The organism is Microcoleus sp. S36a_B3 (genome assembly GCF_036700745.1).
In the GTDB taxonomy this organism is placed as follows: Bacteria; Cyanobacteriota; Cyanobacteriia; order Cyanobacteriales; family Microcoleaceae; genus Microcoleus.
In genome coordinates, this window is sequence record NZ_JAUBPN010000003.1 from 231,255 (window position 1) to 255,873 (window position 24,619).

Annotated in this window: 30 protein-coding genes and 1 pseudogene; 12 read left to right on the forward strand and 19 right to left on the reverse strand. The window is 43.5% G+C overall.

The window, feature by feature from the left end; all coding sequences use genetic code 11:
• Positions 1-178: 178 nt before the first annotated feature.
• The 9 genes from QUA01_RS04920 to QUA01_RS04960 all read right to left on the reverse strand — a co-directional run bounded on the left by QUA01_RS04920 (position 179) and on the right by QUA01_RS04960 (position 6,740).
• The gene (locus tag QUA01_RS04920) at positions 179-1,633 is read right to left on the reverse strand and encodes a cation:proton antiporter (protein ID WP_333087240.1); all 1,455 of its coding nucleotides are present in this window, start codon (positions 1,631-1,633) and stop codon (positions 179-181) included.
• 355 nt (positions 1,634-1,988) lie between these two features.
• Complete coding sequence (locus QUA01_RS04925; RefSeq protein ID WP_333087241.1) at positions 1,989-2,651, reverse strand: Na(+)/H(+) antiporter subunit B; 663 nt, start codon at positions 2,649-2,651, stop codon at positions 1,989-1,991.
• Complete coding sequence (locus QUA01_RS04930; protein WP_333087242.1) at positions 2,648-3,262, reverse strand: DUF4040 domain-containing protein; 615 nt, start codon at positions 3,260-3,262, stop codon at positions 2,648-2,650. Before QUA01_RS04930 ends, QUA01_RS04925 begins: the two co-directional genes overlap by 4 nt.
• Positions 3,259-3,564, reverse strand: coding sequence for a monovalent cation/H(+) antiporter subunit G (locus QUA01_RS04935; RefSeq protein WP_333087243.1), 306 nt, complete (start codon positions 3,562-3,564; stop codon positions 3,259-3,261). Before QUA01_RS04935 ends, QUA01_RS04930 begins: the two co-directional genes overlap by 4 nt.
• On the reverse strand, positions 3,561-3,812 hold the full coding sequence (locus QUA01_RS04940) for a hypothetical protein (protein ID WP_333087244.1): 252 nt from the start codon (positions 3,810-3,812) through the stop codon (positions 3,561-3,563). The genes QUA01_RS04935 and QUA01_RS04940 overlap by 4 nt, the downstream gene beginning before the upstream one ends.
• On the reverse strand, positions 3,809-4,195 hold the full coding sequence (locus QUA01_RS04945) for a Na+/H+ antiporter subunit E (protein ID WP_333087245.1): 387 nt from the start codon (positions 4,193-4,195) through the stop codon (positions 3,809-3,811). The genes QUA01_RS04940 and QUA01_RS04945 overlap by 4 nt, the downstream gene beginning before the upstream one ends.
• On the reverse strand, positions 4,192-5,619 hold the full coding sequence (locus tag QUA01_RS04950) for a cation:proton antiporter (RefSeq protein WP_333087246.1): 1,428 nt from the start codon (positions 5,617-5,619) through the stop codon (positions 4,192-4,194). The genes QUA01_RS04945 and QUA01_RS04950 overlap by 4 nt, the downstream gene beginning before the upstream one ends.
• 9 nt (positions 5,620-5,628) lie before the next feature.
• Positions 5,629-5,964: an NADH-quinone oxidoreductase subunit K gene (locus tag QUA01_RS04955; protein ID WP_194009618.1), complete on the reverse strand. Its 336-nt coding sequence runs from the start codon at positions 5,962-5,964 to the stop codon at positions 5,629-5,631.
• Positions 5,965-6,149: 185 nt separating this feature from the next.
• Positions 6,150-6,740 carry a Uma2 family endonuclease gene (locus QUA01_RS04960; protein ID WP_333087487.1) on the reverse strand — a complete coding sequence of 197 codons (591 nt, stop codon included), beginning with the start codon at positions 6,738-6,740 and terminating at the stop codon, positions 6,150-6,152.
• On the opposite strand from QUA01_RS04960, the gene QUA01_RS04965 reads away from it, so the two are divergent.
• The gene (locus QUA01_RS04965; protein ID WP_333087247.1) at positions 6,648-6,839 is read left to right on the forward strand and encodes a hypothetical protein; all 192 of its coding nucleotides are present in this window, start codon (positions 6,648-6,650) and stop codon (positions 6,837-6,839) included. The two genes, QUA01_RS04960 and QUA01_RS04965, sit on opposite strands and share 93 nt — an antisense overlap.
• A gap of 23 nt (positions 6,840-6,862) precedes the next feature.
• On the opposite strand, the pseudogene QUA01_RS04970 reads toward QUA01_RS04965, so the two are convergent.
• The 8 genes and pseudogenes from QUA01_RS04970 to QUA01_RS05005 all read right to left on the reverse strand — a co-directional run.
• Positions 6,863-7,030 (reverse strand): annotated as a pseudogene (locus QUA01_RS04970) (nucleotidyltransferase family protein); the annotation flags it as partial.
• A gap of 78 nt (positions 7,031-7,108) precedes the next feature.
• The gene (locus tag QUA01_RS04975; protein WP_333087248.1) at positions 7,109-7,735 is read right to left on the reverse strand and encodes a TMEM175 family protein; all 627 of its coding nucleotides are present in this window, start codon (positions 7,733-7,735) and stop codon (positions 7,109-7,111) included.
• A gap of 289 nt (positions 7,736-8,024) precedes the next feature.
• Positions 8,025-8,309, reverse strand: coding sequence for a type II toxin-antitoxin system RelE family toxin (locus QUA01_RS04980; RefSeq protein WP_333087249.1), 285 nt, complete (start codon positions 8,307-8,309; stop codon positions 8,025-8,027).
• A gap of 65 nt (positions 8,310-8,374) precedes the next feature.
• Positions 8,375-8,629 (reverse strand): hypothetical protein, encoded by a 255-nt coding sequence (locus tag QUA01_RS04985; protein ID WP_333087250.1) that lies wholly within the window; start codon positions 8,627-8,629, stop codon positions 8,375-8,377.
• A 107-nt stretch (positions 8,630-8,736) separates the two neighbouring features.
• Positions 8,737-9,441, reverse strand: coding sequence for an MAE_28990/MAE_18760 family HEPN-like nuclease (locus tag QUA01_RS04990; RefSeq protein ID WP_333087251.1), 705 nt, complete (start codon positions 9,439-9,441; stop codon positions 8,737-8,739).
• Positions 9,442-9,501: 60 nt separating this feature from the next.
• Complete coding sequence (locus tag QUA01_RS04995; RefSeq protein ID WP_333087253.1) at positions 9,502-10,059, reverse strand: DUF262 domain-containing protein; 558 nt, start codon at positions 10,057-10,059, stop codon at positions 9,502-9,504.
• A 316-nt stretch (positions 10,060-10,375) separates the two neighbouring features.
• On the reverse strand, positions 10,376-10,723 hold the full coding sequence (locus QUA01_RS05000) for a DUF5615 family PIN-like protein (RefSeq protein WP_096830237.1): 348 nt from the start codon (positions 10,721-10,723) through the stop codon (positions 10,376-10,378).
• The gene (locus tag QUA01_RS05005; protein WP_333087254.1) at positions 10,713-11,096 is read right to left on the reverse strand and encodes a hypothetical protein; all 384 of its coding nucleotides are present in this window, start codon (positions 11,094-11,096) and stop codon (positions 10,713-10,715) included. Before QUA01_RS05005 ends, QUA01_RS05000 begins: the two co-directional genes overlap by 11 nt.
• A 43-nt stretch (positions 11,097-11,139) precedes the next feature.
• On the opposite strand from QUA01_RS05005, the gene QUA01_RS05010 reads away from it, so the two are divergent.
• The 9 genes from QUA01_RS05010 (at position 11,140) to QUA01_RS05050 (ending at position 21,739) form a co-directional block, all read left to right on the forward strand.
• A complete protein-coding gene (locus QUA01_RS05010; protein ID WP_333087255.1) occupies positions 11,140-12,222 on the forward strand; it encodes an RNA-binding domain-containing protein in 1,083 nt (360 codons plus the stop codon).
• A gap of 236 nt (positions 12,223-12,458) precedes the next feature.
• The gene (locus tag QUA01_RS05015; protein WP_333087257.1) at positions 12,459-13,568 is read left to right on the forward strand and encodes a reverse transcriptase domain-containing protein; all 1,110 of its coding nucleotides are present in this window, start codon (positions 12,459-12,461) and stop codon (positions 13,566-13,568) included.
• A gap of 245 nt (positions 13,569-13,813) precedes the next feature.
• Complete coding sequence (locus QUA01_RS05020; RefSeq protein WP_333087258.1) at positions 13,814-15,736, forward strand: ABC-F family ATP-binding cassette domain-containing protein; 1,923 nt, start codon at positions 13,814-13,816, stop codon at positions 15,734-15,736.
• Positions 15,737-16,310: 574 nt separating this feature from the next.
• Positions 16,311-17,540 carry a hypothetical protein gene (locus tag QUA01_RS05025; RefSeq protein ID WP_333087259.1) on the forward strand — a complete coding sequence of 410 codons (1,230 nt, stop codon included), beginning with the start codon at positions 16,311-16,313 and terminating at the stop codon, positions 17,538-17,540.
• A 430-nt stretch (positions 17,541-17,970) separates the two neighbouring features.
• The gene (locus QUA01_RS05030) at positions 17,971-18,558 is read left to right on the forward strand and encodes a TIGR04376 family protein (protein WP_333087261.1); all 588 of its coding nucleotides are present in this window, start codon (positions 17,971-17,973) and stop codon (positions 18,556-18,558) included.
• A gap of 300 nt (positions 18,559-18,858) precedes the next feature.
• Positions 18,859-19,920: an S-methyl-5-thioribose-1-phosphate isomerase gene (gene mtnA / locus QUA01_RS05035; RefSeq protein ID WP_333087262.1), complete on the forward strand. Its 1,062-nt coding sequence runs from the start codon at positions 18,859-18,861 to the stop codon at positions 19,918-19,920.
• Between the two features lie 4 nt (positions 19,921-19,924).
• Positions 19,925-20,572 carry a type IV pilin-like G/H family protein gene (locus QUA01_RS05040; RefSeq protein WP_333087263.1) on the forward strand — a complete coding sequence of 216 codons (648 nt, stop codon included), beginning with the start codon at positions 19,925-19,927 and terminating at the stop codon, positions 20,570-20,572.
• 14 nt (positions 20,573-20,586) lie between these two features.
• Entirely contained in the window at positions 20,587-21,429 is an 843-nt protein-coding gene (locus QUA01_RS05045; RefSeq protein ID WP_333087264.1) for a sulfurtransferase, read from the forward strand.
• Positions 21,430-21,592: 163 nt separating this feature from the next.
• Positions 21,593-21,739 (forward strand): hypothetical protein, encoded by a 147-nt coding sequence (locus QUA01_RS05050; RefSeq protein WP_333087265.1) that lies wholly within the window; start codon positions 21,593-21,595, stop codon positions 21,737-21,739.
• An 85-nt stretch (positions 21,740-21,824) separates the two neighbouring features.
• On the opposite strand, the gene QUA01_RS05055 is transcribed toward QUA01_RS05050, so the two are convergent.
• On the reverse strand, positions 21,825-22,172 hold the full coding sequence (locus QUA01_RS05055; RefSeq protein WP_193974387.1) for a hypothetical protein: 348 nt from the start codon (positions 22,170-22,172) through the stop codon (positions 21,825-21,827).
• Between the two features lie 241 nt (positions 22,173-22,413).
• Here QUA01_RS05055 and QUA01_RS05060 point away from each other — a divergent pair, with 241 nt between their 5' ends.
• Positions 22,414-23,373 carry a cation diffusion facilitator family transporter gene (locus QUA01_RS05060; RefSeq protein ID WP_333087266.1) on the forward strand — a complete coding sequence of 320 codons (960 nt, stop codon included), beginning with the start codon at positions 22,414-22,416 and terminating at the stop codon, positions 23,371-23,373.
• Here QUA01_RS05060 and QUA01_RS05065 read toward each other — a convergent pair.
• A complete protein-coding gene (locus QUA01_RS05065) occupies positions 23,370-23,642 on the reverse strand; it encodes a hypothetical protein (RefSeq protein ID WP_333087267.1) in 273 nt (90 codons plus the stop codon). The two genes, QUA01_RS05060 and QUA01_RS05065, sit on opposite strands and share 4 nt — an antisense overlap.
• A gap of 184 nt (positions 23,643-23,826) precedes the next feature.
• Here QUA01_RS05065 and QUA01_RS05070 point away from each other — a divergent pair, with 184 nt between their 5' ends.
• Complete coding sequence (locus QUA01_RS05070; RefSeq protein WP_333087268.1) at positions 23,827-24,063, forward strand: hypothetical protein; 237 nt, start codon at positions 23,827-23,829, stop codon at positions 24,061-24,063.
• The last annotated feature ends 556 nt before the right edge of the window (positions 24,064-24,619 follow it).

The window sequence follows — 24,619 nt, forward strand, 5'->3', positions numbered from 1 at the left end:
TTCCGGTATGAGTGCAACCGGAATTGATATAACGCATTTAAATTATACGTGCTGCGCGCAGTCCGAGCAACGGCCCGCTCATTGTTCGATCGTTTTTTGACCGATAATTTAAATGTCGCAACAGCTTGCTGCACCAACATGGAATCTGCTGTATTACCTGCGATCGACCATTATTCCCCTAGAAGGTAGCTTCGCGCCCGATAATGAACGCTAGCACCATCCAAAAGAGTACCAGCAAAGTCAGACTCATCACACCCACCAGATGATCGAACTCCTCAGCTACACGCGGCAGTGCGATCGCCAACCGTTTAATAACTAAAACATAAATCAGCCAACCAATCGCGATCGTGCCAATGGCTTTGATGATTGTCTCAATTTTATAAGCATCTAAATACACCACATTTGCGATAATTAGCCCGCTAATTAAAAGTGCTATCGCCGGCCACAATCCAGGCTGGACTTTCTGTTTTTCTCCACGCGGGATAAAGATAAATTTGGCGAAGGATATAGCTGTACCAACAGCAGCAATCTTCATCGGGATTACCTGCCAAGCTGCTAGATTTTTGATTGTCAATGCTTTAGCCCCAAATCCTGCCAACAACGGAAAGCCAGAAATCGAGAGACTGGCGATAACTAAGGCAATCCAAAGGTTAGAATCTATGGGTTTATATTGTAATTCCTTAAGGTTCCGACTTGGTAAAGAACCTGACATTAAAAATAGACTTGATTTAACCAAACCGTGAGACATTGCATAAAATCCCCCTACTGCAGGTGCTGCGAGAATAAAGCCTAACTGGGAAATTGTATGAAAAGCCAGCATCCGTTTTGTATCTTTTTCAAATACGGCATAAAATACCCCCATCAAGGCTGTTCCTACGCCAAAAATCCTGACGATAGTATCAATTTCATCCGAAACCAAAGCACAGCGCAAGAGAGGTAAAATACTGGCTTTGATGACAATTCCTGATAGTAATGCTGAGACTGAGGTTTCTGATTCTGAGTGAGTTAGCGGCAGCCACAATCCCGATACAAAAATTCCCCCTTTAATCAACAATCCTAGAAATATCAGGGCTAAAGCTTCTGGCGGCGCACCCTTTAAACCCTCAAAACGAAAGGAATTATGAGTTTGATAGACTAGTACCGCGCCCACCAGATAAAATAGCATGGCGGTGTTGGTGATAAATAGATAGCGCAAAGCTACCCATAAAGAGCGATCGGTGCGAGGATAGGCAATTAACAGAAAAGCAGCAATCCCGCTGACTTCTAAGGCGACATATAAACTGACAAAATCTGCACAGACAAAGGGAGCATTTATGCTGCCGTGCAAAATAATCATCATAGAGTAAAAAAAAGCTGTTTTACCGCTGTCCCAACAGTAGAAAATTACCGCAGCAGTTACGATCGCATTTGTCAAGATAAAGTAGGCGCTTAAATTATCTGCGACTAATTCGACACCGAAATTATCTAGTAATTTTAGCGTTAAGGGTGACTTTTCCAGAAATAGCAGCAGCGCGTAGCCAGCCGAAACAAAGGTGATACCCAAGGCAAGATATTTGTCAAGCTTTGGGATGAGAGCAATCACGAACCCAATAAAAAATGGTAGTGTCAGCCAAGCGATCGTCAGGATATTCATTAATGGGTTTTAGGGCGTGTTATTTTTTTCAATCGCATCAAAAACTGAATCAAAAAGTCGATCGGGGATGGAAATATGTTTGCCGGCGAGTTATATCATATCCGATCGATTAACCAGGTTCGTAGTGCGAACTTTATTTATTGTGGCTAATCCACCAGACAGGATCTTAGTCGATCGCCCTTTGATGAGAATGGTTTTACACTGTTGACAACAGACAACTCCAATAATTGTTGTGGAGCAGGCAGGATGCCTGCTCTTTACAGGCTTTTGAGGAGAAGTTTAATAGAGATTTCTATTTTTCAAGTAGCCAGCATTTTAATCGCTCCTGCCAAGCAATTATGAATGCTACAATCCATCACAACAAGCCGCGATAATGAATAAAAACTAACACCACCGCCCACGAACCCAAGGCAACTTTCAGCGCCACCAAAATATTCAACAAAGGAAGCAACCCACCACTAATTAATGCTCCAAACTCTCCCTGCGGCAACTCTATCCCACATAAAGTTATCGCAGACAAAAGAATAAAAACTAGCACCGAAATCTTCTCCCATGTCGCCGCGTGCCATTTTTCATAAATCCGCTGCATCCACTCGGATGATGAAGTAATTGCTACCAAGCCGATCGCAGTTCCGCCCGCTACACCCGCCGCAAAACCGCCCCCCGGAGTCAAATGCCCGCGCAGTGACAATTCAATACTCACCAAAGCTGCAATAGTCGCTCCTAAACGGGATAAAATAATAGATGGTTGATCCGTAAACTGATAAATTGTGCAGGACGGGTTTTCTGTAGCCAACAGAAATTTAGCTCCCATAATGGCGATCGTAAATACCACCACTTCAAAAATCGTGTCATAGAGCCGATTTCTGAAAATAATCGCCGATACTGCATTCGGAATCCCGCTATCCTTGACAATCAATTCTACTATTGCCAATCCCGATACACCTGACGTTGGGTTCGCAAAAAACAGCATTTTGATGTAAAGCAATATCCCCGCCCCAATGTAAACCCATTTCATTGATAATCCTCCCCTGAACCTGAAGCAAGTTTATAATCGAGACTCGTGTTTATTGATGAAATTTCCGGCTGCATGATGTCATACAGCCGTTGGATTCTCGTGACAGTTTTATAATGTTTGGTTTCTGCCACACCTGCGCTATCGCTATCTACCACAGGCACACAAGTTGCATGAATTTCTTTCTCCATCAGGGCGCGGTGTAAAGCCTCCGCACAGGTGAAAGGTACTACCTCAATACGGAGATAATATTGACCAAAAATTCGCCGAAACTCCTGCATCAAGGAGTTAAAATCGCGGGGACTTTTTACGCTCATTACTACTTTCAAAACATCGCCCTGAGACTCGACTTTCTCCTCTTCCAACACGCCCAAACGCATCACCAAGGACGATCGCACCGCCACGGCATAAAGCGTTATTGCCAGCATCGTACCCATCAATGCTTCTGTCAAGGCCACATCCGCAGCCCCAAACACTGAATAGATCAACGCTGCGATCGCACCTAATATGCCGCGAATGACTAGGGCATGGTAGGGATTCACCTGAACTACCACCATGCAAGCAGCCAAGGGCAACAGTGCAGTTAAAATATAAATGTAGCTATCATCATTCATAATATCTCCGGTGGAAACTCCGTCTGATTTTCTTCCCCGTCACTGGAACAGTGTGCAAAAACATACCCCAGCATTGTATTCCAAATTGCTAAGGAAATAATCGCCAAAATTAGCAGGGGCCATTCACTGGGTATTTGTAGCAGCAGCGCCACGAGGATCGCCATCGATCCCAAGGTATCGGAAACTGAAAGACTGTGTAACTTAAATAATACCGATCGCTTGCCCAGTAGGTGAGAAGTTCCCCAAAACCAGAAGAATACTCCTACAACCATCAAAAAATAACTCAAAACATCAATACTCATAGGTTGTCAAGTCGTTTTATGATATGTGCCAACAGCATTAATCCCGCATTTCCTACGGTGAGGATAATCGCCCCCACAGCGCCAATCATCCAATCATCGCGCAAGACAGATATGAACAAAGTCATAATTCCTGCCTTTGTGGAAATACTGGCCAATGCCAACATTTTCTGCCAAATATCATCATCCTTCCATGCTTCGTACATGGGGATGAGCATAGCTGCAATCATTGCAATTAGTACCAAGTTCATGGATTTTTCCTCGTCGGCAGAACCCTGTGGACTTCGTAGGAACCTGCGTGGTTGTGTCTCACAACAATTGTTTTGGGTGTAAAGGTCATCACAAATACATCCAAAAATATCATGATCGGCGACCTTTTGAGTTTTACCCGTTCCAGAATCATGTCTTCTCCGTTGTGGGGATTGACAATAATTTCAAAGGCTTCAATGTATGCTACCGGAATCGCAATCATAATTTTTTTAATCATTTTTAGCCAATCCTTAAACCTTTCCGGGGATGTATAGCCACGGGGGAGGAGAAATGCAATCAGCACACCAATGATGATATTTGCTACGCTCAGATCGGAAGTTAGCAAAAACCAAATCGTCAATCGTAATATCAAAGTTCCAATCATGCTAATGCCATCCAAAAGAGTACGATCAAACTTAGACTCATCACACCGATCAGATGATCGAATTCCTCAACTACACGCGGCAGTGCGATCGCCAACCGTTTAATAACTAAAACATAAATCAGCCACCCGATCGCGATCGTGCCAATTGCTTTGATGATGCTCTCAACCGTATAAGCATCTAAGTACACCACATTTGCGATAATTAGCCCGCTCGTTAAAAGTGCGATCGCTAGCCACAAACCGATTTTGATTTCTTGTTTGTCTCCACGGGGCAGAAAGATGAATTTAGCGAAGGCTATGGCTGTGCCAAGTGCGGCGATATTCATCGGGATCGCCTGCCAAGGTGCTAAACTTTTTAATGTCAACACTTTAGACCCAAATCCTGCCAACAAAGGAAAGCCAGAAATCGAGAGACTAGCGATAATTAGGGCAATCCAAAGATTTCGATCTATCGGCTTAGATTGCAGTTCTTTGAAGTCTCTACTTGGTAATGAGCCGGCAATTAAAAATAAATTTGATTTCACTAAACCGTGAGCCAGAGCATAAAATCCCCCTACTGCAGGTGCTGCGAGAATAAAGCCTAACTGGGAAATTGTGCTGAAGGCTAACATCCGTTTTGTATCTTTTTCAAAGATGGCATAAAGTACCCCCATCAAGGCTGTTCCTACGCCAAAAATCCTGACAATATTACCAAGCTCGTCGGAAATTAAAGCACAGCGCAAGAGAGGTAAAATACTGGCTTTGATGACAATTCCTGATAGTAATGCTGAGACTGAGGTTTCTGATTCTGAGTGAGTTAGCGGCAGCCACAATCCCGATACAAAAATCCCCCCTTTAATCAACAATCCTAGAAATATCAGGGCTAAAGCTTCCGGCGGCGCACCTTTTAAACCCTCAAACAGAAAGGAATTATGGGTTTGATAGACTAGCACCGCGCCCACCAGATAAAATAGCATGGCGGTGTTGCTGATAAATAGATAGCGCAAAGCTACCCATAAAGAGCGATCGGTGCGAGGATAGGCAATTAACAGAAAAGCAGCAATCCCGCTGACTTCTAAGGCGACATATAAACTGACAAAATCTGCACAAACAAACGGAGAATTTATACTCCCGTGCAGAATAATCATTTGAGAGTAAAAGAAAGCTGTTTTACCGCTGTCCCAACAGTAGAAAATTACGGCAGCAGTTACGATCGCATTTGTCAAGATAAAGTAGGCGCTTAAATTATCTGCGACTAATTCGACACCGAAATTATCTAGTAACTGTAGTTTAACGGGTGACTGTTCGAGAAATAGCAGCAGCGCGTAGCCAGCCGAAACAAAGGTGATCCCCAAGGCGAGATATTTGTCAAGCTTTGGGATGAGAGCAATCACGAACCCGATCAAAAATGGTAGTGTCAGCCAAGCGATCGTCAGGATATTCATTGATTGGTTTTAGGGCGTGTTATTTTTTTCAATCTCGCTGGTTTCCAACGTGGGATTGTCTCGTGCTAACTTCATCACACCCACCAGCATCAGGGCTTGAATTGAAAAGCCTATGACGATCGCCGTTAAGATGATCCCCTGGGGGACTGGATCGGCGTAAGCTCTATTTTTGACTTCTCCCATAATTGGGGTATACAAGCCATTGAGGGATGCAATCACGACATAATAGGCAATTACACCGGTACTCATCACGTCCATAGAGACGATTTTCATTACCAGGTTCTTTTTGAGGATGATACCAAAAAATCCGCACAGTATGGTGGCAAATACGAAGGCTTCTAACACAGAAGTTTTTGTGGCTTAAGGTTTGGTGATCATCATACATTATTTAGGTCTACTAATGGGAAAAGCGTGTTAAATTGGAGTAGCGATTACAATCAGGGCGATCGCGCTGGTGATGCAGCGAAAGGGCGATCGCAATTTTTTCTTTTCTCGCCAGACAGCGGGTGTTCTTTGTGTATCGCGATCGACTACCGCTCCAAACTCACACCGCGATATAGCTCCTCGATCGACACATCAAGCTGTATACTCTGAAATATCGCTCTATCTCCCGCACCATAAACTACCGTTTCCCAACGTTCCCCGTTCTCATCTTGCACCTGACGGCGACATTCTACCCGCATCTCATCCTGGGAGATTAAAACATATTCTTCCAAGGATTCAAGCTGTTGATAGTCTGCAAACTTATCGCTACAATCGAAGTTTTTAGTGGAAGGGGATAGCACTTCCGCAATTAATTTAGGATAGCGCTTCACATAACGATCGTTGCGATCGCGCGGATCGCAGGTGACAAAGGCATCTGGATAGTAGAAAAACGCATCGACATAATTCACCTTGACATCACTGGAAAAAAACTGACAGTCGCCATCACGCAGGTGAAGATTAATTGCGGTTAAAAAATTAATACTGAGACGGCTATGATTATCGCTACTTCGGGCCATTGCGTAGACTAAACCGTGCCGATATTCATGTCCGATGATATTATCGCGTTCGAGGGAAAGGTAATCTTGGGGGCTAAATCCAGACGGAATCGCAATTATGATGTGGGAGAGAAAATCAATAGTGTAATTGTAGCGAGTTGGGTTTTTGAAACTGCTGACAATGGATTTAATGGTACAGCCAGTTGTTCGGGCGCTGACGCTCGCGACTATTTGACATAGATAGTTTGAGCGGTAGAGAGAATTTATTGACGACGAATCCAGTTGGAACTGCGCTCGATCGCCTGTTTACTGATTAAATCAACTGGTCTGCTTAGCAGTGCTTCGAGTTCTTCCTGCATTTGGGCGCGATCGAGTAGACTCCAGTTGGCTGTGGGGGCAAAAGCAACTAGGATATCGATGTCGCTTTCTGCATGAAAGTCGTCATTTGGTAATTAGTAATTGGTAATTGGTAAGACGAAGAATGAGCGTTAAACTCCCCCTAATATTCTTCACGAAGTCAGTATCTTCTCAATACGCCGATCGGGGATCAGCCACACGATCGCAACTAAAACATACAGCATGAAAGCAAACCACGAGTTCACAAAGGAAAGCAGGATTGCTGCGGCATAAATTACTACTGATACTTTACCCTTAAAGTCTCGCCCAAGTGCGATTGCCAGAGTGGAATCTTTACCGTGGTAAGAAATAAGGACACGAGTAAGAATGAAGTAAGCGATCGCAGCCAACAACAGCACAGTGCCATAAAGCGCAACTGGCCATGCCGCGAAGTGGTTCTCGCCTGTCCAGGCAGTGACAAAGGGAATCAGTGACAACCAGAACAGCAGATGCAGATTAGCCCACAAAACATTACCATTGACGTGCCGAGTCGCCTGTAACAAGTGATGGTGGTTGTTCCAGTAGATACCAAGATAAATAAAACTGAGTACATAGCTCAGAAATACTGGAACTAGCGGACGCAGCGCAGCTAAATCAGCTTGATGGGGCACTTTCAATTCCAGCACCATAATGGTGATGAGGATGGCGATTACACCGTCGCTGAACGCTTCTAACCTGCCTTTACCCATTTTTGTATATCCTCCTTTTCTGCTTGCGCTGGCGATCGCTTGTACTTCCAACAATAATTTAGCATAAGGTCGGTTGCAGTGATGTGTGATACCTCGATCGGCGATCGCTGGCACTTACCAACCAAGCTAACGATTTTGCTTGCCTAATCTCGGCTGAAAACAGATAACCTTAACGGACTTTTCGCTCATCTGTTTAAGCACTCGATCGGCACGACTTCTTATAAATACCCGATCAAGCAACGAGTAGAAGGGGAGAAGCAGTTGTTGAAAAAAAAAGCGATCGATTAAGGAAGCGCGATGTGGCTATTTGACATAGATAGTTTGAGCAGTAGAGAGAATTTCAAAGGTGGCGAATCCAGTTGAAACTGCGATCGATCGCCCTTTTAGTGATTAAATTAATCACTTTTGTTGCTGGGCTGACTAACTCGCCCTCACGGTTCATACGCCTCACTGCGATGAGCGATCGCGCCATAACAAATACCTGCACCACTTCATCGTCGATCGAGTAAATGACTCTGCAGTCCCCAATTCGGTAGCGATAGTACCCTGCATAATCTCCTTTGAGGGCTTTAATATTAGGGTGTAACCGAGGAGTTTGCTCGCTTCTGCTCCAGACATCGGGCAATTTTTTTCGCTAGCGCTTTGTCAGCATTGACATAAACCTTTTGAGCATCAGGATGGAGAACAACTTCATACATCAGATCGAAGACTTCTCCAGTTTGTGCAATCAGTTTTAGGGGTTGCTTGATTTTGCTTAACTCGCTCTAGCAATCCAGAAATTTCCAAAAGTTCTTGAGTTGCAGCTTCGCTTTCAGCATTTGCTAAGTAAGCCGCAAAATCAGCAAGCACTTGTAATCGTTCTGGTGATAGTTGCTTGAGTAAGTCATTAAGCTGGCGGTGTAATTCTGCGGGTGATATCAAATCTGCTGAGGATCGATCGTTCATTTGGGAATTATCCGTGCTTTTTCCTCATTTTACCGCAGAGGATTTTTGTTTGTCAATCTCCACTGGCTATCGCGATCTAGCCAAAGTTTACTCATCAAAATCGACTGCTAGATTCTGTATTTCTTCTTCTCAATGTAATCATCAATATTATTCAGCAGATGAGTTAGATATTTTACCAATTTATCTTTGTCATCAACTAACTTGCTCCAAAGTATTTGACTCGAAGCATCACAAAACGAAACATTTCCATGTGCCAAATCACATCGAATCTTAACCACAAAATTCAGAATGTCATCTATTTCTCTACTCGCAACTCCTAAATTTCCAAAGAAGCCATACATATCTATGAGTTCTTTGATAGTTTTAGCATCCAAATTTCCCGATAGGGGAATATTAGATGGATCTAACAAAACCATCTCATCATCCAAAACCGATTTAATTAATTCCTGAAGATTGTCAGCTACGTTATCCTTTTTGATATATGAGTCTCTGAAACTTTTACTTTTATCGTTCAGCAACCACAATCTCTTTATTTTCGGACTTAAATCTTTATAAGTTAATTGCTCGACTAAAATAACATCATGAATGGCAGTTATACCATTTCTGATAGAAGATTCGACAAGATTGTATAATAGCAAGTAACAATGAGACTGCAAGATTTTTTTAATCTCGCTATCAACAATATATTCACCTGATGGGAAGATGATTGATTTAGAAGATAATGCACCAAGTTGTTCAATTTTATCTACTAATTCAAAATATTTCTGGATTTCTGCCACTCGCCTGTTAAAGTCTTTAATGAACTCTTTCATAGACGTTGACTTAAAAGCTTATCCTTAGCACAGTCAATTCTTGGTTTCATATTTTCAGGCTTATGAGTTTGGTAGCAGACTATTAGAATTAGGAGTTAGATCGAGATTACTGGTGTTGATGCGATAGAAAATATCATTCCTTACTTTTTCATCAGCTTTGTCTGAGAGAACTATCATTCTAAGCGAAGTATATTTAAACTTTCTTTGCCGTGAGGGGGCGAGAACGTTAAAATAGGAACCATTTAGAGAATCTAATGTTTGGAGATTACTCAATTGCAACTGATTTGTCATGAAAGCTGCAAGAGTCCTCACCCTCTGAGAGCCATCCACAATTTCTAGTCTTCCAGTTTCATAGATTTCTACGACAATCATGGCAGGAATAGGAACACCAAGAATAATGGATTCAATGAATCGAGATTGACGATCTATATCCCATATCAATTCTCTTTGATATTCAGGGATATAAATCTCACTGAACCCTCCATCATCTTGTTCCAGGTATTTATCGACTATGAATTCGATGGTGTATTCTGTGGTATGGTAGTCAATCTTTTGCCTTATTTCGTCAATCTGCTCTTCGGCGATATTGATGATGTCTTGCCTAATTGCTTGAGACATAAGCACCTGCGTCTATATAACAAGGACATAAAAACAATACTTCGGACAGTTTTTTAACGGCCGTGTAAGCCTTACAGAGTAAGCCCTGCCATTTTTTACGCATTTTCTGAAACTTAGGGCTGAACTCAAACATTGAAAAAAGAGTCTAGTCTATAGCCCGCAAGGGTTTCGGAGACTCGACTAGATATAAAACTGTCCGAAGTATTGTAAAAAGATACTCCAACTTTTGTTGGTATCTATATTATAGTACATTGGAAGGCATGGGCGATCGCGGTTTTCATTAAGCTTTCTTACTTTACAATAAATTTTTGGTAAATTAATAACTCCATTGATTGAGAACAACAAACTGATTTTTTAGGTCATACTCTGCTGTCTCTAAATTATCAATTGCCTTCACTATCGCCTGATAACTCATATTCTTAGAAGCTTCAGAATCTTGATAAACTGCCAAAATTCCTGAATGTTCTGGGTTCGCTTGATGTAATTCCTGAAAGTCATCACAATTGCGTGTCAGCACGACTCTCTCATTTTCTCTGGCAGCCTGTAACACGACTGAATCTGGACGATTCATTAAATCCAATGTATTAACTGTCGCTACATCGTGACCGGCTGCCTGAAGAAGATTAACTAAATACTTTGCTTGAGAATCTTCGTCAAGCAGCATTCGTAGGCTCAAGTTGGACTCCTTTTACTTCTAATCGATAGCGTTCCTCCTCTGCTTCTAATTTTAAAAGTTCTTGATTATTCTCACAGTAATCAATCACCTCATAGATAGCATCAAGTGGTAAATCCCAATTTTCGGATGCTTGTTCCGATGACATATGATTAGCAGTCATGTCTCGCCAAATAGTCGATGCCAGTAATTTATGTCCTTTAATATAAAGTTGTTTTCGCCAAGGATGAGGACGTGCAATTAAATATTGCCAATTCTCGATTTCTGGTGTAGTTTGGAGTGATTGAACGATCGCACTTAGCAGGGCAAGGCGATCACTGACAGAGAGTTGGCTGGCTTTTTCTTTAAGCTCTTGCAGGGACATATAAAAATACTCCTACACAGGTTGGTATCGGAATTATAGTAGATTGCGATCTAAAATTCAAATTGCTGTAACATTGAAACTAGAGTTTATTCCCATACATATGACACAGCCCATTTACTTTGTGCAAGGAGAAACTTTTCCTCAAGAAGAAGGAGGTTCTGTTGAGTTTAAGGAGATAAAGTCACAGCGGCCAGTCAATACGATTGTGAACCATGCTGAAGAATATGTGGTTGGATTCCTGAATGCCCAAATAGAGGGAGATCTTTATTTGGGCATAGATGACTCCGGGAGCATTCAGGGGGTCACTCTTAATCGAAATGACCGAGACGAGATTTGTAGAAATATTCCTAATAAATTAAGAAGCACTGATCCGGCTATTCCTCTTCACTATTATATAGTGGAGATTTATGATATTTTAAATTCTGAGGGGGAGCTTATAGAAGACTTGTGTGTAGTGCAAATACACGTTGTCAAGATAGAAGATAAAGATCTCTATAGAACTTCAGGAGGTAGTGTATACCTTAAGAAAGGGTCAAGTTGTTTAAAGCTGAACAGTCAAGACATTACCAAAGAAATAGAGAGGCGCACACAGGTGCATTTGCGAAAAGAAGCCGGCGAACTCGATCTAAAACTAGAAAAAGAACCTAATAATCAAAAAATTTTAGAACGTAGAGCCGAGGTTGCAAAGTTTATGGGTGATATTGATACTATGGATCGAACTTACAGGAAATGGCTTGAATTGTCTCCTCAAAGCTCAGCAGTCAGGGTAACGTATGCAATTGCTCATAAGAGCATAGGTGATTTAGAAGGCGCATTATCTATCCTAAACGATGCACTCAAATCAGATATCAACGATTTTTCTATTTTAAAGAATAAAGGATTAATGCTTTTCGGTTTAAATAGATGGGAGGAAGCACTTCATGTTTATAAATCTCTGCTTGAATCACAGCCGAATGATTATACTATTCTTACTCAAATAGGCGTTGCATTCAGGCATCTAGGGAAATATACGGAATCCCTTAAATTTCTTAATTATGCACTCTCAAAATGCCCCAATTATAGATTGGCAAGCTATGAAAAGAAAAAAACATATTATGAAATTTTTAAACCAGGGCGAACGCATTAAGAATATTTACAAAATACAAGGAGAGTTTTTATAAGGTTGACCGATTTGGAAAATCATGGTATTATCAATTTAGTACCTACTTAATGGGTATTTATTTCCGTTAGCGATACTGCGACGGAGGATTTTCAACTTAGCCTTACGCCTTTCAAAGGTGCAACTGCCCTGCTTGTGCTTGTGCAAAAAGCGTGAATTCTCAAAGAGTAGGTACTTCATCTCAATAGTCTGAGCGGATAGTTATGAAAAAAAAGACTTATCTTGCTCCATTTTTATATGAGAGTTGCGAAGAACTTTCCAAAAAGTTCAAAGAGCTGAAATCACCTTATGATGTTGCTCAACTATTGCAAGTTCCTTATAAATATCTTATCTACTATATTTACGGAATCCCTCACGATTTTCGGTACACAAAATTTCAGGTTCCCAAGAAATCTAGAGGTTATAGAACTATTCATTCCCCTAATGGTTCGTTAGGAATAGTTCAAAGAAAGCTCAGCCAAGTTTTATATGCTGTCTATAGACCAAGACCTTCTGTTCACGGATTTGCGACTTCGCGTAGCATTATTACTAACGCTAAAGCTCACGTCGGAAAAAAGTTTATTCTAAACCTGGATATTAAGGATTTCTTTGGATCTATTAACTTTGGTCGAGTTAGGGGATTGTTCATGGGAAAACCTTATGGACTAGACGATAAAGTCGCGACTATCTTAGCTCAGATATGCTGTTTCGATAATCGACTACCACAAGGAGCACCAACTTCACCCATAGTCTCAAATCTTATTTGTGCAAAAATGGATAGCGAATTACAAAGATTTTCTAGAGAGCATGGGTTATTTCATACACGATATGCAGATGACATTACTTTATCTAGCAACAGGAAGGAACTACCAGTATCATTAGTTTCTTCTTATGAAAAAGGTTCTTCTAAGGTTGTTTTAGGAGATGAATTGCGATCGCTCATTGAGAGAAATGGGTTTAGAATTAACGAAGCAAAAGTGAGGCTATCTTACAACAAAACACAAAGGCAGGAAGTTACAGGTCTAATTGTAAATCAAACTGTCAATGTAAGTCGTAAATACGTCCGTAATATTGACGGTGCTCTTAATGCCTGGGAAAAGTATGGACTACAGCTAGTTACAGAAACTTATGAATCAAAATATGCGAAGAAAGTGACCTTGCCCGATAAGGAGGTATCGCGTTTCGTAGACTCTGTACGTGGGAAAATCGAGTTTGTAGGTAGTGTTAGAGGCAAAGATGACCACCTCTATCAGAAGCTTCTGAGTAAGTTCAACGATATCAGAAAAAAAGAAGCAGATAATCAAAAACTTACAGAGACAGAAGCTCCACCATAACTTCTAAAATACGACCCAACAATTGAAATTGCGTGCGGTGTATCTGCCTTTAGCGCTGGAGGACAAGTATCCTCATGCCGCTCGCGAGCTACACAAATCGATCGGCAATTGTTATGCTGTAACAGAATAAAGTTTGTTTAGGGATTCTCTAAATAATCTGGTTTGTGCCAGATATAAATAATCTGGTTTGTGCCGGAGTGGGAAGGGGGCGCTAAACTAAGTTAGGTAAACGATCTTATATACTCATGACTATTTTTACTCTGCGATCGATCAAAAAAGACTTCGGCATCAAGGAACTCTTGACAGATGCCAGTTTCAGCCTCGATGAAGGCGATAAAGTCGGACTCATCGGCACCAACGGTTCCGGGAAATCGACCCTGCTGAAAATGATTGCCGGTATGGAGTCGATCGACTCTGGCGATCGCTGGGTCAATCCAGGGTCTACAATTGTCTATCTCCCCCAACAGCCCGATTTAGACGAAAATCATACGGTTTTAGAGCAAGTATTTGCCGACAGCGGCGAACAAATGGCTTTAGTGCAAGAATATGAGGAAATTTCGGATCAATTGTCCCACGGAAAAGGCGATACCGACAAGTTAATGGCGCGGCTGTCTGCGGTGTCCGAACGCATTGATCAGGTGGATGCGTGGGATTTGGAAACCAAGGCGAAATTGATTTTGACTAAGCTGGGAATTGAGGATTTTGATGCGAAAATTTCTGATTTGTCCGGCGGCTACCGCAAGCGAATTGCTTTAGCAACGGCTTTACTTTCCGAACCCGATGTGTTGCTGATGGATGAACCGACAAACCACTTGGATGCGCTGTCTGTCGAGTGGTTGCAGAACTATTTGAACGGCTATCGCGGTGCACTGCTGCTGATTACCCACGATCGCTATTTTCTCGATCGCGTCACCAATCGCATCCTAGAGATCGATCGCGGCGACCTTTACAATTATGCTGGAAATTACGCTTATTACTTGGAGAAAAAAGCCCTAGCTGAAGAATCCGCCGCCAGCACTCAGCGCAAATTCTCGGGAGTATTGCGGCGCGAGTTAGAATGGCTCAAAAAAGGGCCGAAGGCGCGCAGTACCAAGCAAAAAGCCCGGATAGATCGCATTAAAGACATGAGAGCAGAGGAATTCAAAACAGCCAACGGCAAAGTCGAAATTGCCACAGCGGGCCGCCGGATTGGTAAGAAGGTGATTGAGTTACTGAATATCAGTAAAGCTTACGACGATCGCACTTTAATCAAAGATTTTACCTACAATTTCACTCCCGAAGACCGGATCGGAATTATTGGCTGCAACGGTGCGGGAAAATCCACATTGATGGATATCATCACCGGACGCATTCAGCCGGATTCGGGTACTGTAGAAATTGGGACAACCATTCATATCGGTTATTTTGACCAGCATTCAGAGGATTTGACACCGAATGAAGACCAGCGAGTTATTGAATACTTGAAAAGTGTGGCGGAGTTGGTAGAAACGGCCGATGGAGAAATCATTACCGCTTCTCAAATGTTGGAGAAGTTTCTGTTTCCGCCGAACCAACAGTATGCACCGATTAACAAACTTTCCGGCGGGGAAAAGCGCCGGTTATTTCTGTTGAAGGTGCTGATGAGCGCGCCCAACGTGCTGATTCTGGACGAACCGACAAACGACTTGGACGTGCAAACTCTGGCGGTTTTGGAGGATTATCTCGAAGATTTTAACGGCTGCGTGATTGTGGTGTCCCACGATCGCTATTTTCTCGATCGGACGATCGACATGGTTTTCGCCTTGGAACCAGGAGGCAATTTGCGTTTGTATCCCGGCAATTACTCGGTGTATTTGGACTATAAAAAAGCCGAAGAAGCCAAGGAAGTGCAAGAACAAAAAGAAAAAGAAAAACTTGCACGCACCGCAGCATCTAACAACTCAAAACCCAAAGCTGTTACTTCAAAGTCTACCAAAGTTTCGTTTAATGATAAGCGGGAATACGAGCAGTTAGAGACTAAAATTCCGCAGTTGGAATCTGAGAAAGCAGAGATTGAGAAGATTTTGTCTAACAATGCTCCGAGCGGGTTTGCTGAGGTGAAGAAATTATCCGATCGTTTGGCGAAATTGACTCAAGAGATCGATCGGGCGACGGAGCGCTGGTTGGAATTGGCGGAACTGGTGAGTTAATTTTGGGCAGTGCTACTATAGATACAAAACCGATCGCAATCCTTCGCCTGTTTGTGCTTGTCAAGATTTTGGTAGCACTTCCGCACGCTCCCCTAAAAACGTTTTTTCCGCAGTCAAAATTTGAGATAGATTAGCAACAGAATCTTTGATCAAACCAGTAGCTTGACTTGGTAACAAGACATGATATCGTGTCCCCACGCACAACCCGGTCCTTAGTGCGGACTGAAGTCCGCAACATGAGGGCGGACTGAAGTCCGCACTACGAGCCTCTATCATCAAATTCAAGTTTTATGTCAAAACCTGCGAATTACCGCCAAACGGGGTTGACAAATATGGTAAAAAGTGTATAAGCAGTCAGCTTGAGTAAGCTCGGTAGCAAAAAAGCGTCAAAAAGCCCAAAAGTAAGTACAACAAAAGTCGATCGGGCAAAGTAAATTGATTGACCACTAAAATATGGTGAGGTTAAGCTACAATTGACCTGTTCTGAGCAAAGAATTGGTCAACATCACAAGTATCTTGTAGAAGTCTGAACCAGACAATCTCAGGGTTGTCGAGCGGGAGCAAACAGAAAACTATGTCTCAAAAAGTAATCGCCAAACAGATGCCTTTGGAATCAACGTCAGATCCGATCGCCGTAGTGGCGACAGTCGAAAAAGTTCCAGCCGAAGCAGTGGCAGTTGAGTCCTACGCCGATCGGTTGATGGACGAACTGTTTGAAGGAGTCGATCGAGCCTGCGACGGCAGCGGCGGACTGCCAGCCGAGCCGACACGGCCAGAATTCGTGGCGCTCAAATCGATCTCGGTACCTCAAATAGTTTTGTCGCAGTTGACACCCCAGTCTCCGCAAGCTAGCGAAAAAGACGTAGAAGCGCTCGCCCGCCAAGTCGCTCTAGAAACAACCAAAAAACAGCAGTCTAAACAATCATTCGACAAAATCCTGCTGGGAGCAGCATTTGGATCGCTGCTATTAGTCATGGGATTGTGGCTCGCCAGCAGATCTGGACTGGTACGCTTGCCCGCCGCCGTCGCCCCCGCACCAGAAACGCCAACTGCAAGCGGGAAAACAACACCAGACACGCAGTTTGTAGAATACGCGCAGCGCTCGCTAGTATCGATCGAACAAAACAAAGCACCCCAGTCCAAATCGCAACTTGCCGGACTTCCTGGAGCCGCCACACCAGGGACGCTGCCGAGCATTGCAATTTCCGGCGCGCCGCCACCAACCGCAGGTCTTTCCACAGCAGTCAACCGCATCGCTGATGCCCTAGAACAAGTCGCCGCGCAGCCGGGAGCACCCGCGCCCCAAGTCGTAGTCATCCCTCCCCCCGCTCAGGTGACGGTGGCTCCGGCTCCTCCAGCTCAGGTGACGGTGACTCAGGCTCCTCAAACCGTCGCAGGTTCTCCCTCGTCGGCTGCTTCAGTCTCGGGTAGGGCGATCGCAGCAGCCGGGAATCGAAGTCCCGTGGCCGCTGCCCCCGCCCAGTCGGAGGCTCCCCAGCCGAAGATTTTGGCTCGCGAAACCGAACCGGCACCAGCAGCAGGCCAATCTGCGCCGGCACCAGCAGCGAGGGAATCGGCACCTGCCGTCAGCAGCGCCTCGACTTCCGCGCACACGCTGGTGGGAATTTTGGAGTTGGGCGATCGATCTGCTGCTTTGTTTGAAGTAGACGGCGTAGCCCGCAGAATTTATGTGGGCGAAAGCATCGGCGCTAGCGGTTGGACTCTGGCAGAAATCAAAAATCAAGAAGCTGTGATCCGCAAGGGCGGAGATGTGCGATCGGTTTTTGTCGGTCAAAAGTTCTAATAGGTCATTAGTCATTAGTCATCAGTCATCCGTCATTAGTCATTAGTCATTAGTCATTAGTCATCTGTTACGGGTTGGTGATCGGTAATTGGGTAATCGGTAATTGGTAATTGGCAATTATGAGGCTGTACTTCACAAAGGTTGAAAAGAGTTATATATAGCCTTTCTCAAAAAAGTGAGGTATGTAATAAGGCTTTAAAGTCCCGATATTCAGGGAATAGGAGTGCACCTCATCTTTTTAAGAAAAGCTATAATAAGCCACAACAAATGATTGATGACTAATGACTAATGACTAATAACCAATAACCAATAACCAATAACCAATAACCAATAACTAATAACTAATAACTAATAACTAATAACTAATAACTAATAACTAATAACCAATAACTAATAACCAATAACCAATAACTGAGGAATTATAAAAAAAATGGGCTTATTTGACGATTTCAGCCGCTTTCTAGAGACCAAATTAGAAGAATTTTTACGCAGCAATCCCCATCTGGAATTGCAAGCAATAGAAGAACAACTCAAGGAACAAGAAGAAGATACTCTGCGGCTGATTCTCGAAATCCAGAAACAAGAAAAAACACTGCAAGCAGAAATTCTCTCTGCCGCCCAAGAAATTCAACGCTGGAACGATCGAGCAAACAAAGCTAAAGCAGCTCAAAGGCTGGATTTAGCTCAAGCAGCCCAAGAGCGACAAGCGGCTTTGCTGCGTCAGGGAAATCAGCGCTGGGGACAAATGCAGGGCTGCAAAGAACGAATTGAAAGAGCAAAAGAACTGTACCGCCAAATTCAATTGCGGCGAAAAGAAGTTCGCTCAAAAGCAGCGGAAGCGGCTGTGGCCGCGGCCGCTCAAACTACTACTAAAGCAGAGCAGAATTGGGATACCAAGGGTTGGAATCAAACCTATAATTATAACAGTTTTAATGCTGCAGACCCTCTCGAAGACAAGTTTCAACACTGGGAAGCTCAGGAAGAACTCGATCGCATGAAGCGCAACATAGGCAGATAATTATCTATAGCGATCCGACTAAACGAACAGACCATTGTCACAAAAAAGGTTTGTAGTGCGGACTTGCATACGCTTGCTTGGCGGAGGACTTAAGTCCGCACTACGAACGAATCTGATTGCGGTCAATGGGACATCATATGACCGATAGATCAAAAATTTATGCAGCAAGTCTATTTGAGATTAAATAGCATTCTCAGATTGTAGGGACGATTTTGGCAAATCCAGCCTGTCACCCATAACATAGAGAAATAGTCGCCTTTATGGCATCATAGAAACTTGTCCCTCACATAACTGAAATTGATGACCGCTCAAAACTCCCCGGTTTCCCCCATCACTTGGAAAGAAGACAGAGTTCTGCTAATTGACCAAAACCGACTGCCTCAAGAATACGGCACTGTCGAAATTCGCCACTCTCAAGATATGGCTGAGGCGATTAAAACTATGATAGTCCGAGGTGCTCCGGCGATCGGCGTAGCGGCAGCCTACGGGATGTATTTGGGCGCGAGAGAAATTGAAACGGGCGATCGCACCGAATTTCTCGCTAAACTAGAACAAGTTGGTGAATTATTGCGATCGACTCGTCCCACAGCCGTTAATTTGTTTTGGGCGATATCCCGAATGCTCAAAACAGCCGAAAAAACTAGCGGTTCCGTCGAACAAATCCAAAAAACTTTGTTAGAAATGGCAAAAACCATTCAAGCCGAAGACTTGCAAACTTGCAAAGATATCGGCGACAAAGGCTTAGAAGTTCTGCCAGCAACACCCGAAAAATTGAACTTACTAACTCACTGCAACGCCGGTGCCTTAGCTACAGCAGGCTACGGAACAGCATTAGGTGTAATTCGTTCTGCTTGGCGAGAAGGCAGACTCGGTAGAGTATTTGCAGACGAAACTCGTCCCCGTCTCCAAGGTGCAAAACTCACAACTTGGGAATGCGTGCAAGAAGGAATTCCCGTCACATTAATAGCCGACAATATGGCTGCCCACTGCATGAAACTCGGCATGATTCACGCAGTAGTTGTCGGTGCAGACAGAATCGCTGCTAACGGCGACGCAGCCAATAAAATTGGTACTTACAGTTTAGCAATTGTTGCCAAAGCTCACAACGTCCCCTTCTTTGTCGCCGCACCTTTATCAACAATTGATTTTGAACTTTCAGACGGCCGCAAAATCCCCATTGAAGAACGCAATGCTGTGGAAATGTATCAAGTTGGAACTACGCGAATTTGTCCAGAGGGTGTAGAATTTTACAATCCCGCTTTTGACGTGACTCCGGCCGAATTAATTTCAGGAATTATCACGGAACACGGCACGGTTGCTCCTGGAAAATTGAAACAGTTTCAAGCAAAACAATTAGTTTAATTGTATGTTACTCACCCGCTCTATTCACGCAAAGTTGTTGCAAATAATCCCGCTTTTGTCAAGTAGGTTTGCCGATAAATTTCAGGGAAAGATTGAGGGAGAATTTTTAGAGGAACGCCAAACAACTGTTAGGACAAAGCAGTTCTGTTTTCCTAGCGCGACTCAAATTTGCAGCAATGCTACAAGCCGGATTCGTAGCTGTCGCAATCGGCAGAGGAAAGTTGCGATCGCAGCTATAACTTTGCCAGTAGTTTTTGCTACAGTCGCTCAGGCTCAATTGTCGCCAACCTTGAAAGCTCAGGAATCAGCAGCTAAACAATATGTGGCAGCGATGAATAAAGGTCAGCAAGCCTACTATGCAAACAATACGGGTTTTACAAGTTCTGTTGCCAATTTAGGTCTAGGTCGCATTAAAGCTGACACAGTTAATTACAAATATTCAATTAATACCGGCAACAAAGCTGTATTTAATTATGCAGTGTCGAATCAAGCTAATCTCAAAAGTTTTGTGGGAGGAGTTTTTTTAGTAGGCAACAAGAGGCAAACAATTTTGTGCGTAAATGTAGCTTCCGGCAAGATTAAACCAGCTAATCCCATTAATACTAATGGGGTTTTAAACTGCGCTGCTAAAACAGCAAAAATTGTTAAATAAACTATCTTTAATTTATGTGTAATTTGGCAGACAATTGGATTGTCAGCGCAGATATTGCTAAGCAATTGCTATTAGGAGGGGCGACTCTGCTTGATGCTCGCGAACCTGTTTTAAAGTGGTTTTGCCGTCTGCCGCCAGCTATTCCCGTAACTTGGCAGCAATTTGCCTGTTCCGACTTTCCGCAGCAAGGTAAAATTCTCGAAGATGATGCAGTTTTAACAGAAAAATTGCAAGCATTGGGGATTTGTCAAGACCAACCAGTCATTGTCATTGCGGATTCCGCGAAAGGCTGGGGCGAAGACGGGCGGATTGTTTGGATGCTGCGAACTTTGGGACACGAAAAAGCTGTGTTTGTCGATGGAGGATATCGAGCTTTTGTTAAAGCTGGAATCGATCGCACAAACCGCACAAATCATCCATCGCAGCCAGGAGATTTTATTGTATCTCGCCGCTCGAATTGGGAAATTAATCGGGATGATTTAAAAGCTATTTTAGGCAATGCTAATTTAGCAGTGATTGATGCGAGGGAACCGCGAGAATACGCAGGTAAAACGCCTTACGGAGAAACCAGGGGCGGTCACATTCCCGGTGCGGTGCATCTCTACTACAAAGAGTTAATGGACAAACAGGGAAAACTGCTGGAACGCCAGGAAATTGTCGCTATGTTGCAGCAGAAAGGAGTTTCGCAGTCAACTGAAATTGTGAGTTATTGTACTGGGGGAATTAGGTCTGCATGGTTAACTTGTGTCTTGACAAGTTTGGGATTTAATGCTAAGAATTATGCAGGTTCAATGTGGGAATGGTCGGCTGCGCCGGCGGATAGCTATCCTTTGGAAAAAAAACCTAGGGCGCGTTAGTTTGGAGCTTTTAATTTATAGTTGAAATAACGATAGCTGACGCAGTTTAGACTTTCAGTGGTAGGGAGCATCTCAGTTTTACAACAAGCATTTTTTTATTTATTATAGTGCGATCGTCCCTCCGAGCGAGTAGAATCCGCTCGCGGGGACGATCGCACTATAAATGCTTGCACACAGATGCTCCCCCGATCGCGATCGCAAGTTGTACAATACGCTCGCAGGGACGATCGCACTATATAATGCAAAACACCAGATGATCCCGGTGCGTCAGCTTGGAGTTTCTCAACTAACTCCTTCACCCTACAACTGACTCACCCTATTTTCGCTGTGACAAAACCGGCTAATTTATCGGGCATTTAACCTTGACAAACCGGCGGGTTTCACGTTGCAGCATCTCAACCGACTTGTTCGATATACTGAGCGAGATCGTCGCGCAGGCGGCTGAGTTCGGCTTCGGTGGTGACGCGCACGCGATCGTCCCTAACCGTAATCAGCACTTTCGCAGCAAAAGGAGTTGGCCAGATATTGGGGTTGCAAAAAACCTCCAAAAATACATCCCCCGCATACCGATATTCCATCGGTTTTTGGGGAGAAGCTTTAGCGCCAGCGGTTTTGGCTGCTACGGCTTTTAAGCTGTCCATCAAAGCTGCAATCTCGCTTTGCAAATCCCGCGCGGCTTGCGGGGAAAAGCTAAAGGAAACAGAACCTTCAATTAAATTCAGTGTCAGGGGAGAAAGAGACATGGGCAATGAAATTTAACATACAATTGTTAATGATAAAAGATATAGTAACCCAAAAGAAGTACCTGCCAGCTAAATTGGACTGCAAGAATGCTATTAATTACAATTTGTCTCAAGAAGCTGGGCAAAATTAATGAATGTAAATTTAACCGCAACCTAGATTCTACAATACTTTTAATTTGCGAGCGATCGATCGGCTTTAAACTAGAAGCCATAACACTTGATCGCCGATCGAGGAGATTTTATGGTTGCCGATAACCGTTCCGAAGTCCGCAAGGTTTTAATCATTACCTTATTGCTAAATTTGCTGGTGATGGCAATTAAAGCAGCCGTGGGATGGCTGACTGGTTCCCTCAGTTTGCTGGCAGATGCTTTGCACAGCGTCACAGACAGCGCTAATAATATTTTAGGATTGGTAACTAATCATTATGCCAACCCGCAGCCCGATCGCGATCATCCCTACGGACACCAGAAATTTGACGCTCTCGGAGCTCTGGGAATAGCTGTTTTTCTGGGAATTGCCTGTTTTGAAATTCTCAGCGGCGCTGTTGAAAGGTTGCTCAAAGGTGGCACAGTTGTCAAAATATCCCCAAATGAACTGTGGATATTGCTGCTCGTACTGGGGATTAATATTTTTGTCACTTTTTACGAGCGCAGGGTTGGGAAACGTCTCGGTAGCGCGATTTTGGTGGCTGACGCTCAGCACACGATGAGTGATGTTTGGGTGACAATTATGGTAATTGCTGGGTTGATTGGTGTTTGGCAAGGGCAGGTTTGGAATATACCTCAATTGCAATCCCTAGACGTGTTTTTGTCTTTTCCTGTGGCTGTTTTGGTATTTAGCAGCGGTTGGAAAGTTTTAAGGGAAAATCTGCCTTGGTTGGTGGATGAAATGGCGATCGCCCCGGAAGCGATCCACGCGATCGCAATGGATGTACCGGGTGTTGTCAACTGTCACTCGATCGCCTCTCGCGGTGCGATCGGGCGTCAAGTGTTTATTGATATGCACATGATTGTGAATGCGGCTGATGTAGAAACTGCTCACCAGATTACAGAAGAAGTAGAAGCCCGTTTGGAAGAACGTTTCAGCCCTGTACGCATCTTAATTCACGTCGAGCCTCCGGCTTACGAGTCCGATCGAATTAGCTACGATTCTCAAGAGAATGAAGCAGGAAAGAGGATGCAGGAAGGAGGAAATATCTAGGCTGTACCGGCAGCAAACAGCAGACTCTGGGATTGAGCAAGAAAGCCTTTTTGGGCGATCGGCATTCCTAGATTTTTTGAAATTTTATCAATCGGATTCAAGCGAGCACACTTAATTTTGTGGCGCTTTTCCACAGGAAAAGGGGGGTTTTCCACAGGAAAAGGCAACTTTTCCACAATAAATTTGATAATTATCGATCGAAAGACTATGGTAAGTAATTGGACAGAATTAATTACACACTGATTTTTTGCTGATTCTTTACTAGACAAGGCTTGTAGCCCAGAGTTTTGTGTAATTAATTGTGTCTTACTACTTACAAGTTGGTAGTTTTTTGGATTTCTACGGCCATTTTCTGTCGCAAGTCCCAAGGTAGCAGAATTTCGACTTGGGAGCCCAAAGCTCCCAACCACCTCCGGGTCAGGCGTTGCTGATTTACGGTATGAAAGGCTAAATATGCAAGTCATAGAAACCAGAATCCACAAAACTTCTGAATTTTCAACTTATTTTTTTCATACCCTGATTAAGCAACGCCCCGGGTCAATTGTTGATCTATTTGCTATGGAAGGTTCCGGTAAATTGAAAAAGGGGGAAACTGCTAGGGTTTGTGGTCTGCCCATAGGTCGTGCGGAAGTCACGAATGCCGTCGGCGGTAAGTTCACCCATCTAACTTTGGTAAGTTTCATCCCATAACCAAGTCTAAATCACCAACCGCATTAGCCCCGGATCAATGACCTCCCGTTAGTCTAAAATCTCCTGATTTGTTTTTGGGCTATATTAGGCATATATTCCGCATTTATCTATAAAATAGTACATAGACACCTCTAATTATTCAGGTTGAGCTATGGATGATGCGTACAATATCCGAGAGGATACAAAGGGATTTGGTAGGATGCAGAAACACATTCTTCAATCGCTATATTTATCCTCTGAACCCATCAAAAAATTTACCTCTGTCAAAAGCACATTACTCAGTCTTCAGGATAGAGGTCTTGTTCAATTAAAAGAGGATCGATCGGGTTTCTCTAACCAATTTAGGGCAGGCTGTTTGTCAAATTTGGCAAGGGCAGAATGATGATGGAGAAGTAGATTTTTCGCCAGAAGCAGAAAGTGAAAGCAAAAAAGAATCATCTAAATTAACTAAAATTAGAGAGGCGAAACTTCAGAAGAGTAATCAGTTCTTAGAGCTTTATAAACAAGGGTTTAGCTATCAGGATATAGGCGATCAGCATGGATTAAGTAGAGAAAG

Coding starts and splice junctions, on each gene's coding strand:
- QUA01_RS04920 (WP_333087240.1), bottom strand. CDS start 1,633: ATGAATATCCTGACGATCGCTTGGCTGACACTACCATTTTTTATTGGG.
- QUA01_RS04925 (WP_333087241.1), bottom strand. CDS start 2,651: ATGAAATGGGTTTACATTGGGGCGGGGATATTGCTTTACATCAAAATG.
- QUA01_RS04930 (WP_333087242.1), bottom strand. CDS start 3,262: ATGAATGATGATAGCTACATTTATATTTTAACTGCACTGTTGCCCTTG.
- QUA01_RS04935 (WP_333087243.1), bottom strand. CDS start 3,564: ATGAGTATTGATGTTTTGAGTTATTTTTTGATGGTTGTAGGAGTATTC.
- QUA01_RS04940 (WP_333087244.1), bottom strand. CDS start 3,812: ATGAACTTGGTACTAATTGCAATGATTGCAGCTATGCTCATCCCCATG.
- QUA01_RS04945 (WP_333087245.1), bottom strand. CDS start 4,195: ATGATTGGAACTTTGATATTACGATTGACGATTTGGTTTTTGCTAACT.
- QUA01_RS04950 (WP_333087246.1), bottom strand. CDS start 5,619: ATGAATATCCTGACGATCGCTTGGCTGACACTACCATTTTTGATCGGG.
- QUA01_RS04965 (WP_333087247.1), top strand. CDS start 6,648: ATGTCCGATGATATTATCGCGTTCGAGGGAAAGGTAATCTTGGGGGCT.
- QUA01_RS04985 (WP_333087250.1), bottom strand. CDS start 8,629: ATGAACGATCGATCCTCAGCAGATTTGATATCACCCGCAGAATTACAC.
- QUA01_RS04990 (WP_333087251.1), bottom strand. CDS start 9,441: ATGAAAGAGTTCATTAAAGACTTTAACAGGCGAGTGGCAGAAATCCAG.
- QUA01_RS04995 (WP_333087253.1), bottom strand. CDS start 10,059: ATGTCTCAAGCAATTAGGCAAGACATCATCAATATCGCCGAAGAGCAG.
- QUA01_RS05000 (WP_096830237.1), bottom strand. CDS start 10,723: ATGCTGCTTGACGAAGATTCTCAAGCAAAGTATTTAGTTAATCTTCTT.
- QUA01_RS05005 (WP_333087254.1), bottom strand. CDS start 11,096: ATGTCCCTGCAAGAGCTTAAAGAAAAAGCCAGCCAACTCTCTGTCAGT.
- QUA01_RS05015 (WP_333087257.1), top strand. CDS start 12,459: ATGAAAAAAAAGACTTATCTTGCTCCATTTTTATATGAGAGTTGCGAA.
- QUA01_RS05020 (WP_333087258.1), top strand. CDS start 13,814: ATGACTATTTTTACTCTGCGATCGATCAAAAAAGACTTCGGCATCAAG.
- QUA01_RS05025 (WP_333087259.1), top strand. CDS start 16,311: ATGTCTCAAAAAGTAATCGCCAAACAGATGCCTTTGGAATCAACGTCA.
- QUA01_RS05030 (WP_333087261.1), top strand. CDS start 17,971: ATGGGCTTATTTGACGATTTCAGCCGCTTTCTAGAGACCAAATTAGAA.
- mtnA (WP_333087262.1), top strand. CDS start 18,859: ATGACCGCTCAAAACTCCCCGGTTTCCCCCATCACTTGGAAAGAAGAC.
- QUA01_RS05040 (WP_333087263.1), top strand. CDS start 19,925: ATGTTACTCACCCGCTCTATTCACGCAAAGTTGTTGCAAATAATCCCG.
- QUA01_RS05045 (WP_333087264.1), top strand. CDS start 20,587: ATGTGTAATTTGGCAGACAATTGGATTGTCAGCGCAGATATTGCTAAG.
- QUA01_RS05050 (WP_333087265.1), top strand. CDS start 21,593: ATGCTTGCACACAGATGCTCCCCCGATCGCGATCGCAAGTTGTACAAT.
- QUA01_RS05055 (WP_193974387.1), bottom strand. CDS start 22,172: ATGTCTCTTTCTCCCCTGACACTGAATTTAATTGAAGGTTCTGTTTCC.
- QUA01_RS05060 (WP_333087266.1), top strand. CDS start 22,414: ATGGTTGCCGATAACCGTTCCGAAGTCCGCAAGGTTTTAATCATTACC.
- QUA01_RS05070 (WP_333087268.1), top strand. CDS start 23,827: ATGCAAGTCATAGAAACCAGAATCCACAAAACTTCTGAATTTTCAACT.